The 10,615-nt window shown below is 66.0% G+C and carries 9 protein-coding genes; 3 read left to right on the plus strand and 6 right to left on the minus strand.

Annotated features, from left to right (window positions below):
• Position 1: 1 nt before the first annotated feature.
• The 3 genes from H7225_RS11045 to H7225_RS11055 form a co-directional block, all read right to left on the minus strand.
• Positions 2-2,542 (minus strand): winged helix-turn-helix domain-containing protein, encoded by a 2,541-nt coding sequence (locus H7225_RS11045; RefSeq protein ID WP_290661783.1) that lies wholly within the window; start codon positions 2,540-2,542, stop codon positions 2-4.
• Positions 2,543-2,868: 326 nt separating this feature from the next.
• Positions 2,869-4,023, minus strand: coding sequence for a GGDEF domain-containing protein (locus tag H7225_RS11050; RefSeq protein WP_290661785.1), 1,155 nt, complete (start codon positions 4,021-4,023; stop codon positions 2,869-2,871).
• Positions 4,020-5,177, minus strand: a complete 1,158-nt coding sequence (locus H7225_RS11055) for a GGDEF domain-containing protein (protein WP_290661787.1) — start codon at positions 5,175-5,177, stop codon at positions 4,020-4,022. The genes H7225_RS11050 and H7225_RS11055 overlap by 4 nt, the downstream gene beginning before the upstream one ends.
• A gap of 156 nt (positions 5,178-5,333) precedes the next feature.
• Between H7225_RS11055 and H7225_RS11060 the strand changes: the two genes are divergently transcribed.
• From H7225_RS11060 to H7225_RS11070, 3 genes are all read left to right on the plus strand, one after another.
• Entirely contained in the window at positions 5,334-5,702 is a 369-nt protein-coding gene (locus H7225_RS11060; RefSeq protein ID WP_290661789.1) for a phage holin family protein, read from the plus strand.
• A gap of 123 nt (positions 5,703-5,825) precedes the next feature.
• Positions 5,826-6,401: a hypothetical protein gene (locus H7225_RS11065; RefSeq protein ID WP_290661791.1), complete on the plus strand. Its 576-nt coding sequence runs from the start codon at positions 5,826-5,828 to the stop codon at positions 6,399-6,401.
• The gene (locus tag H7225_RS11070) at positions 6,401-8,461 is read left to right on the plus strand and encodes a hypothetical protein (RefSeq protein ID WP_290661793.1); all 2,061 of its coding nucleotides are present in this window, start codon (positions 6,401-6,403) and stop codon (positions 8,459-8,461) included. The genes H7225_RS11065 and H7225_RS11070 overlap by 1 nt, the downstream gene beginning before the upstream one ends.
• On the opposite strand, the gene H7225_RS11075 is transcribed toward H7225_RS11070, so the two are convergent.
• From H7225_RS11075 to thiL, 3 genes are read right to left on the minus strand one after another with little or no spacing between them, the layout of a single operon-like run.
• On the minus strand, positions 8,391-8,876 hold the full coding sequence (locus H7225_RS11075) for a CinA family protein (protein WP_290661795.1): 486 nt from the start codon (positions 8,874-8,876) through the stop codon (positions 8,391-8,393). The two genes, H7225_RS11070 and H7225_RS11075, sit on opposite strands and share 71 nt — an antisense overlap.
• A 24-nt stretch (positions 8,877-8,900) precedes the next feature.
• The gene (locus H7225_RS11080) at positions 8,901-9,509 is read right to left on the minus strand and encodes a phosphatidylglycerophosphatase A (protein WP_290661797.1); all 609 of its coding nucleotides are present in this window, start codon (positions 9,507-9,509) and stop codon (positions 8,901-8,903) included.
• A 2-nt stretch (positions 9,510-9,511) separates the two neighbouring features.
• Complete coding sequence (gene thiL, locus H7225_RS11085) at positions 9,512-10,513, minus strand: thiamine-phosphate kinase (protein WP_290661799.1); 1,002 nt, start codon at positions 10,511-10,513, stop codon at positions 9,512-9,514.
• Positions 10,514-10,615: the final 102 nt, after the last annotated feature.

Consider the following 10,615-nt stretch of genomic DNA (forward strand, 5'->3'; position numbering starts at 1 on the left):
CTCAGACGTCCACGCGGGCCAGGGCCCAATGGCACACGGCATCGGGCGCCATCTGCGCGCCCTCGCAGGCCAGGCGCGAGGTGGTCGCCAAAGGCAGTACCGCGTTCACCAGGCTGCTGGCGCGCTCCCAGGCCTGGCCGACCTGGGCATCGCGCGAGCCCAGTTGCTGGTGCGCGTGGTCGGCATAGCCCAGCAGGCGCGCCGCCGTTTCGTGGCGCCCTTCAATGGCAGCCAGCAAGGCGAACAAGCCGGAGTACAGGCCAAACCACTCCCAATCGCGGCTGCGCGAAGCGGCGGCAAAGTCCACCAAGGCCCCCCGGGCCTGCTCGTCATCGCCCTGCATGAACAAGGCAGTGGCCTTGATCGCCATGGCGTGCAGGATGAAGTTGTCGCGGCGGTGGCGGCCACGCGCGATGATGTCGCTGCAATGCTGCACGGCGGCGTCCGGATCACCCACGGCCAGGCTCAGCGCGGCCAGGTCGGCCAAGGCGGCCGAGACCACCGCGTCCAGGCCATTGGCCTGAGAATGCGACAGCAAGGTCTCGCACACGCGCTGGGCCTGCTCCAGTTGCTGGCCCGATCGCAGCACGCTGACCGTGGCCAGTTGGCGCTGCAAACGCAGGCGCGGCGGCCAGGTCGGCTTTTCCAGCCCGATCATTTCTTCCAGCAGATTCTTGGCCTGAGCCGGGGGTAACACCCCACTGCCCGCCATGCAGCGCAAGGCCAGGTAACGGCCCACTTCGTCCTGCAAGGCGCGGCTTTGCTCGGCGGCGCGGCGCGCAAAGTCGTGCATCAGGGTGTTGGAGACGCCCCAGTTCAAACGGCTGCGCTCCAGCCAGTAGCGGGCCACCGGAGCGCAGGTGGGCATGGCCAGCACCTGCGACTCGACGGCCAGGCAGCGCCGACGGCATTCGGGTGCCAGGCCCAGCAGCAAAAACAAGGGGCTGGACGCGCCGACCATGTCCACCGCCAAAGAAGGCTCGTGGGCCATCACCCAATCCAGCGCCGCGCGCACGTTGTCGATCTCGGGACCGTAGGTGCCCAGCCAGGCCGCGTCGGGCGTGCGCCAGTAGGCAGCGTAGGCCTGCTCCATCAGGGCGGCCACGGTGGTCACGTGCCGGCGCTTCATCAGCCAGTGCTCGCCCGAGGTGTCCAGCTTCAGGCTGGCAAATTCGCGCATGCTTTCGAGCAGGCGGTAGCGGGGCACGTCGGCGCCATCGGCGGCCACCAGCGAGCGGTCGACCAAGGCGCCCAGCAGCTCGATCACGGCCCATTCGTCCAGAGAGTCGTCCATGGCCACGGCGCTGGCCAGTTGCAGGTTGAAGCCACCGGCGAAAACACACAAGCGGCGGAACACCGTTTGCTCATCGGGCGACAACAAATCGTGGCTCCAGTCCAAGGTGCCCATCAGCGTTTGCCGGCGCGGCGGGGCCAGGCTGTTCTGACTGCGCAACAACTTGAAGCGCTCGTCCAGGCGCGCGGCCACGCCCTGCAATCCGAGCAAGGGCAGGCGCGCAGCGGCCAGCTTGATCGCCAGTGCCATGCCGTCCAGGCGGTGGCACAGGGCGATGACTTCTTCAACATTGGCCTCGGTCAAGGCGAAGCGCCGATCGGCTGCCTGGGCCTGGTCGGCGAACAAAGCGATCGCCCCATGAGCCATGGCTTGGTCAAGGGCGGTGCCGGGCTCGGGCACCGACAAGGCGTTCAGCCTGAACAGGCGCTCGTTGTCCAGCTTCAGGGCCAGCTGGCTGGTCACCACCAGGCGCACACCAGGCGCAGCGGCGGTGATGGCTTGCACCATGCGCGCCACTGCGTCGATCAAGTGCTCGGCGTTGTCGATCACCAGCAGCAACTGCAATGGCCGCAAGGCCGCCACCAACGAGCTCAGGGGATCGGCACCATCAGAGGGCAGGCCCACCGCCTGCGCCACCACGGTGGGCACCAGGGCCGGGTCGGTGATGCCCGCCAACTCCACCCACGCCGCGCCATCGCGGTGCTCACGGCACCAGGCATGCGCCGCCGCCAGGGCAAACGCCGTCTTGCCGATGCCGCCTGGGCCGGCGATGGTGATCAGGGGGTGGTGTGCCTCGCGGTGCAGCGCGGCCAGGTCGGGGTCGCGGCCCCACAAGCGGCCCGCCACACTGGGCAGCACCGACAGCACGTTCTCGGCGGGGCGTGACTGGGTGAGCGCATCCGTGGCCGACGACGCCATCGGGGTGAAGCGGCTGGGCAAGGAATCGTCGTCGCGCACCATGGGCAGGGCAAAGCGGTAGCCACGGCCCGGGATGGTCGAGATGGCCTGCTGCCCCAGCACCTTTCGCAAGGCGGAAATTTGGACCTGAAGGTTGTTTTCTTCGACCACCAGGCCTGGCCAGACCAGGTCGAGCAAGTCGCTCTTGGACACCATGCGCCCAGACCGCTCCACCAGCACCAGCAACAAATCGATCGCCCGCGCCCCCAGATTGGCAGGCTGTCCGCCGATGTACAGCACGCGCTCCAGGGCACGCAACTCGAAGTGGTCAAAGCGATAGCAATGTGACAACTCTACCCCTGTGGTTTCAGAAGATCTTCAGGCTTTTTAAGGACTTTCCAGACGGCAGGCCAGACAATGGAATCATTCTAAAGAAAACAAGCATTTTCGCACTCAGCATCAACGGGTCTTTTCACCCCAAGTTGCGGTACTTTTAAAGCAGAGGCGTTCCATGGAGGTGGAATGGTCAAAGCCCCCCAAAATACCGTGTCCGGTCAAACGGAAATCTTGGTTTGACGAGTGGTTGGTGTGTGCAGTCAATGCAATTAACGCTGTCGTTTGTACCTGAGAATGTGGCCGGATCCCGTCCTGACCTGTGCGTCAGGACACCGGTTTTTTCACAAAACCCCCACCACCGAAGCCACGGCCTGATCTCGGCCGGCGCGCTTGGCCGTGTACAAGTTTTGGTCGGCGATGCGCAAGGCCTGTTGGCCCTGGCCGCCATGCACCTCGGCAATGCCGATGCTCTGGGTCACGCTGAACGAGGCCCCATCCGCCTGGAAAACATGGTCGCGCAAGCTGCTGGCAATCTTTGACGCCACCCGGCGGGCGCCCTCCAGGTCGGTGTCGGGCAGCAGCAGCACGAACTCTTCGCCGCCCAGGCGCGCGGCCGTGTCGATCTGGTCGCGGGTGCTGGATTGCAGGATGCGACCCAGCTGGGCCAGCACCACATCACCCACCGGGTGGCCCCAGCTGTCGTTCACCTTTTTGAAGTGGTCCAGATCGCAAACGATGAGGCAAAAAGGCCGGCCGCTGCGGGCGTGCCTGTGCGATTCAATTTCCAGTTGGTTCATGAATTCGCGGCGGTTGAACAGGCCTGTCAGCACGTCGGTGCGCACCAGGCTTTCAAGCTCCTTGCGCTGGCGGCGCAGCGTGTTGAAGGCCAAGAACAGCATGGCCGTGAACGGCAAGACGGCCGCCTGGAACATGATGCGCAACCACACGGCCCACCACCAGGTCAGGTCTTCGCCATTGAAAACCGGCGCGGTCAGCAACGGGGCATAAACGAGTTGCCCCGCCGTGATCAATAAATCGCTGACCACCAGCATCACCACCGCCAGGGCCAAGGTGAACTTGATCGTGCGCAGGCTGAACAGGGCGCGGGCCACCACCAGCGCCTGGATCAGCACCATGCCCATGGGCGTGTCTTTCAGGCCATGGCCGATGGCCAGCAGCACGAAGACGACGAAGGTGGGCGTCACCGTCCAGTGGGCCAGCCAGCGCGCATCGCGGCCATGGCGGCGCAACTGCCAGGCCAACACCACCACCGTGGTCAGCCACAGGATCAGGGTGGTCAGCCCTTGCTGGGCCAGGCGCAAGGCACCGGGGCGGTAAAAGGCAGCCGCCTCAGGGTGCGCCAAAGCATAGGCCTGCAGCCCCCACAAGATGCAGCACATGGGCAGGGACAGCACGGCGAACACCATGCAGCGGTTGGCCACGTTGCGGTCCAGCAGGCGCAGCTCGATGCCGCGCATCAGCGCCTTCGCCGTCATGCGCCCACCTCGCGGTCCAGGGCGCTGTCCACGCTGTAGATGGAACGGTTGCGGCCCTCTTGTTTGGCACGGTAGAGGTTGCGGTCGGCCTGCTTGAGCACCACCTCGGCGCTTTGCCCATGGCACTGCGCCACGCCAACGCTCACGGTCAGGTGGAAGGTCTGGCCCGAGGCCTGGAAGGCGTGCGCGGCCAGGCGGCTGTGGATGCGCCAGCAAACCGCCTCGGCCTCGTCCACCGTGGTGTCGGGCAAGAGCACGGCGAACTCTTCGCCGCCCAGGCGCGCGGCCACGTCGGTGGGGGTGCGCACGCTCTCGCCCAGCAGGCGGGCCAGCACGGTCAACACCTCGTCGCCCACGGTGTGGCCATGGGCATCGTTGACCCTTTTGAAGTGGTCGGCGTCGATCAGCATCAGGGACAAGGGCTGGGCGGTGCGGCCCTGGCGCGCGACCTCGGCGTGCAGCCGGTCCATGAAGTAGCGCCGGTTGGGCAGGCCGGTCAGCGCATCCGTGTACGACAACTTGTTGAGCTTGCGGTGCACCGCGTCCAGGCGCCCGAACATCACCAGCAGCATGGTGGAGATCACGGTCACGCCCACGTAAAACACAACGTTGCGCCAGACGGCCCACCACCACTGCGGCTCGACGCCTTTGAAAGCCAGGCGAGTGATGGCCGGGGCGTAGGGCACATGGCCCGTCATCACGAACACGTCGTAGAGCACCAGCAAGCCAGAACACACCAGAAAAGCGATCCACATGGTGCGCAGGTCGAACAGCAGCAGGCCGATGGCCAGCACGCCCAACAATGTCATGTTGGCCCCGGTGGTGAACGTGCCCGAGAACAAGGCGATCAAGGTGTAGATCAGGCCAATGTTCACCGTCACCGCCACGCTCAGCCCCGGCATGGGGCGCGGGTCGCGGCGCCGAGGCCACAGCCACACAACGAAGCCGATGGACAGGGCCGCGCTGATCGACAGGGCCGCCTGCAAGGTCCAGACGACGGCTTGCCGCAAGCCCACCTGGGCCACCGGATCCAACAGGCCCGCCAGGTTGATGAACCAGTAGGTGAAGTAAAAAGGCGTGGACGCAAACACCGCCAGCAGACAACGGCTGGCCGGATTGGCTTCGTCAAGAAAATGCTCGAACTTCTGGCGCATGGACCTGGGACAAGATCAACAAACCACAGCGGCATGATCGTCACGCCGCCGTGTGTGACAAGTATCGAATAAATCCGGCCGGAACAAAACCCGTCATCCCCCGGGCCTGTGGTCGGGCAGTGACGGAATGCGCGGCGCTGGGATAAGCTCGACCGCATGAAACTGCTCATCCGCTGGTTATTGCTGTCTTCTGCGCTCATGCTGCTGGCCCAATGGGATCGCGGCGTGCAGGTCAACAGCTTCGGCTCGGCCATGATCGCGGCCGCTGTGCTGGGCCTGTTGAACGCGTTTGTGCGGCCCTTGTTGATTTTGCTGACGCTGCCAGTGACGGTGCTAACGCTGGGGCTGTTTTTGTTCGTGATCAACGCCTTCACCTTCCAGATGGCCTCGGGCCTGCTGGATGGCTTCCATGTGCGCAGCTTCTGGGATGCGTTGCTGGGGTCAGTGCTTTACAGCCTGTGGGGCATCGTCATCGACATCGCGCTGGAATACCTGTTTGGACGCCGAAAAATTTCGCCCGGGTGAAGTCAATCCCTAGGAAAAACTGTCTGCCACCCCCAGAGTTGCGGGGGGCTTGAGCGCAGGTGATGGTGACGCCGACCGCTACATTCGATTCGATCTGAATCGAATCACCGCGCAGGAGTCCCCATGCAGTTTTTCCCCAATCACCACCACATCGCCATGGCGATCGCCACCTATGTGGGCCTGACCTCCTTGGCGCAAGCCGACACCACCCCTTTCGAGCGCCAAGAACGGGCGGGCCTGATGTTCAACATCCCCTTTGACAGCGATGGCTTCGTGTTCAAGGACACGGTGCTTAGCCTGGTCTTCCAGAGCGCCCAGGTCAAGTCCAGCACCTATGGCTGGCAGTTGGCCATTGGCTCCAAGCTCAACACCTTCTCGCCCATGTTGGCGGTGTCGGCGTTGGGGGGTGATCGCTGCGCCTACGGCACGGTCGGTGTCAGCTATGGCGAAGGCCAATGGGGCTTGCCGGTCAGCATCAATGGTCCGTACGTCCAGCTGGGCCTGCGCAACGTTGGCGGCTTTGGCGGCTTCCAGACGGGCCTGAGCACACTGGGTTGTTTCAAGCGCTACGTGGCGCCCGTCGCCAGCCCGGTGCCCGCACCGGCACCCCCACCGTCGTCGGGCTCACCACAAGTGGCACAAGCCGTCGACAGCTGGCTTCGCACATCCTCCGGAGCCGTTGACTTCGATTGGGCCTGATGCCCGGCATCTCCCCGGCACCCTTGCCGCCGGGGAGGCTTGAGGTTGACTGGCTGGCCCATTGCGCGCAGGTCAGTCAGCTTGGCACAGACGCCATGCTGCAGGCCGCACTGCAGGCCGCCGTGTCGGCTTGTCCCTCCTCGGTGCGCCTGCTGTACAACCTGGGCGTCGCCCAGCAACGGCTGGGCGCGCCCGCGCAAGCCCAGTCCACCTGGCAGCGTTTGCTGGCCATTGATTCCCAACACCTCAAAGCACACCAGGGATTGGCCAGGCTGGCGCTGGATCAAATGGATGGCCCAGCCGCGCGCCACCATGCTGTGCTGGTCAACCAAGCCAACCACGCAGCCGGCTTGCCAGCCAACGCGCAAGACCTGGTCCTATGGGGCAAGGCATGCCTTCTGTGCGGCGACTGGGACGATGCCCAGAGTTGCTTCGAACGCGCAACAGGCCTGGCGCCAACCGCTCAGGCTGGCGCCTCTGACGAGGCCGCGCTAGGTCTGCGCTTGTCAGCGCTCTTGACCTGGCGTGAGCAGTCCACCACACCGCCCTGGCAGGATTGGAGCGATCAGGCACTGCGGCACGATCCCACCGCGCCTGAGTCTCCGCCCTGGGACCGGGCCCCGCCAGAAGGCGATGATGAGCTCAAAGCGCTGACGGTCATCGTGGATCTGGGCTTGAGGCGACTGCGTGCCTGCGATTGGCGAGAACGCGGCACGGTGGTTCGGGCCATCAAGCGCATCGCCCAAAAAGCCATGCAGGACCCCACCTTGGGCCTGTCGCGCAGCTTGGCCTGGGAGGGCTTGCACCTTGGGCTGACCCCCGCAGAGCTGCTTCACCTGGCCAGGGGCTGCACCCAACGTGCGCGCCACATCCAGCAGGCCCAAGCGCTTTGGACCGCGGCACCCGCCGGGGTCGGCCATCAGCGATTGCGCCTGGGCTACCTCAGCCACAACTTTGGGCGGCACCCCACCACGCAGTTGATCCACAGCATCCTCAAGCACCACGACCGGACGCAATTCGAGGTGATCGCCTACGCGCTCAATCCTCACGATGGCAGCCCTTGGCGCAAACTCATCCATGCGGCGGTCGATCAGGTCGTGGATGCCAGCCAATGGCCTCCCGAGGCCGTGGCTCGGCGCATTCATGCCGACCAGGTGGATGTGTTGATCGGGCTGGGTGGGCATGCAAGGGGGCCGGTGTTGGATGTGGCCTTGTGGCGCCCGGCCCCGGTGCAGATTAACTACCTGGCGTTCTGCGGCACGGTGGGGGCGCCCGACGCGTTCGACGTCCACATCAGCGATGGGATCGCGGTCACGCCAGAGATGGCCCACTGGTATGACGAAGCGGTCGAGGCCCTGCCCACCGGGCACTACGGCTACGATGACACGCGCGAGCTGGCCGCAGCCCCGGCCCGCGCCAGCCTGGGTCTGCCCGAAGATCAGCTGGTGCTGTGCGGCTTCAACAACAGCTACAAAATCGAGCCACAGACTTTCAACGCGTGGTGCGAAGTGATGCGCCGCTTGCCCGACGCGGTGCTTTGGCTGTACGTGGTTCACCCGGAACAAAGCCGCTTTCTGGCGGCCGAGGCCGAGCGCCGAGGCATCGCCCCGGCCAGGCTGCTGTTTGCCCCGACCGTGGACGATCAATCGCACCTGGCCCGCCTGCGTTGCGCCGATCTGTTCCTGGACACCTTCGCGTACAACGGCCACACCACGCTGCTGGATGCGCTCTACGCGGGCGTGCCTGCCGTGTCTTGCCTGGGGCAGACCGCCGCCAGCCGAATCGGGGGCGCCATCCTGCATGAGGTGGGGCTGGGCGCGTGCGTGGCTACCACCCCCCTTGACTTCGTTGACGTCGCCGTGCGGCTGGCGCAGGACCCGGCGCAGCGACGGCAGCTGTCCATGCACCTGCAGGGCGTGCGAGGGCGGCAAACCCCTTTCAACAGCGAACTGCGCTGCCGCCAGCTTGAGGCTGTTTATGCCCGGCTGTTCACGGCAACAGCAGGCCCCGCACAGCCTGCTCAACCGTGGCCCAGCGCACTGCCGCCCGGTCGCCATTGAACTGGCAGCGCAGCGCCCGGGTCGCCTGGCCTTGCGTGGCCCAGGCCAGCCACACGGTGCCCACGGGCTTGCCGCCCGACCCGCCTGTGGGGCCGGCCACACCGGTCACGGCCACCGCCACCTGCGCGCGTGATCGGGCCAAAGCGCCTTCGGCCATGGCGCGGGCCACAGGCTCGCTGACCGCACCGTGGGCCGTGATCAAGGCCGCGTCCACGCCCAGCAAGTCGGTCTTGGCCTGGTTGCTGTAAGTCACAAAACCGCGCTCGAACCAAGCACTGGAGCCTGACACTTCGGTGCAGGTGGCCGCGATCAAGCCGCCCGTGCAGGATTCAGCGGTGGCCATCTGCCAGCCCCGCGCTTGCAGTTGCGCGGCCAGGTCGGCCACCAGGCTGGTCAGGTTTTGTTCAGAAGCCATGTTCTGGTCCTTCTTCAATGCGGGTCAAGGCGCCAGCAGGCTGGGCCACACGAGCATGATGGCGGCCAGGACCAGCAAGGTGCACAAGGCCGCAACAAAATCGTCGAACAGGATGCCGAAGCCTTGCGCCCAACCGATGCCCTGACCAGGCTGGCGCTTGAACAACTGATCGGCCCAAGCCACGGGGCCGGGCTTGGCCGCGTCAAAGTAGCGGAACAGGGCGAAGGCCAGCAACTGGCCAATGAAGCCGGTGGGCGTGAGCAACCACAGCACCAACCAGAAGGCCAGGATCTCGTCCCACACGATTGAACCCGGGTCGGCCACGCGCAGGCTGCGCGCCGTGTGCGTGCAAGCCCACCAGCCGATGGGCAGGCCCAGGCCGATCAGCCAGGCCCACATCACATCGGCCTGCGGACCCACACCCCACAGGTTCTGCAAGGCCCAGAAACTCACCCAGGCCCACAAGGTGCCCACGGTGCCCGGGGCCTTGGGGCTCAGGCCGCTGCCCGCGCCCAGGGCGATGAAATGCGCGGGGTGGCTGAGCAGCAAGGCCACGTCGGGGCGGCGTGGCGGCAAGGCCGGCGCGGCATCGACCACCTCAGGCACAGGATCGGCATCAATGGGGCTGGGCATGCTTAGCTTTTGAAGTGGTCGAACGAGGTCCAGCGGTTGGGCACGGGCTGAGGCGGGGTGTCGTCATCGGGCCAGGCGTCCAGCTCGCCTTGCAGCAATTGCAGGCCGAGCGTGGCGGTGATGGCGCCGATGCGCGTCAAGGGCAAGCCCAGCGAATCACTCAGGGCCAGGATGCGCGCACGGTGTGTGGCCGGTGCGGTGAAGACCAGTTCGTAATCATCGCCGCCGGCCAACAGGCAATCATGCTGCTGGGCCAAAGGGCGCTGGCCCAGCACGGGGTGCACCGGCAAGGCATCGAGCACCACGGCGGCACCCACCCGGCTGCGGCGCAGCAGGTGGGCCAGATCACCCAGCAGGCCATCGGACACGTCGATGGCGGCGCTGGCCACGCCGCGCAACGCCAGGCCCAGGGCCACGCGGGGCTCGGGGCATTCCATGGCGCGGCGCGCGGTGTCGAAATCATCGGTCGGCAGCGCAGGCTGCAAGGTGTCACGGAAGGCTTCCAGCGCCAGGCGGGCCAGGCCGGGCCAGCCGCTGATCCACAAGTCGTCCCCCGCGCGGGCGCCGCTGCGCAGCAGGGTCTGGCCCGCCGGCACCTCGCCCATCACGGTGATGCCGATGGCCAGCGGGCCGGCCGTGGTGTCTCCGCCAATCAGCTCGCAGTCGTGGACATCGGCCAGGGCCAGCAAGCCTTGGGCGAAGCCGGCCAGCCAGGCCTCGTTCGCGTGAGGCAAGGTCAGAGCCAGGGTGAAGGCCAGGGGCTGGGCCCCGCACGCGGCCAGGTCCGACAGGTTGACCGCCAGGGCTTTGTGGCCCAGGCGCGTTGGGTCGACGGTGGACAGGAAGTGGCGGCCTTCTACCAAGGTGTCGGTGGAGATGGCCAGGTGCATGCCGGGCGCAGGTGCGATGACGGCACAGTCGTCGCCATTGCCCACCACGGCGCGGCGTGGGCCCTGGCCGGCGGGGCGCCAGAAGAAACGTTCAATGAGGTCAAATTCACCCAGGCTCATGGGGGGATTGTCGCGCGGCCGGGCCAGCACCGCCCAAAACTCAAAAATCCTTCAGCCAACTGAGTTGCCCTCCGCGCAAATGCGCGGCCGTGTCCA

Origin of the sequence: Aquabacterium sp. (assembly GCF_014378415.1) — a bacterium.
GTDB lineage: Bacteria > Pseudomonadota > Gammaproteobacteria > Burkholderiales > Burkholderiaceae_C > Aquabacterium.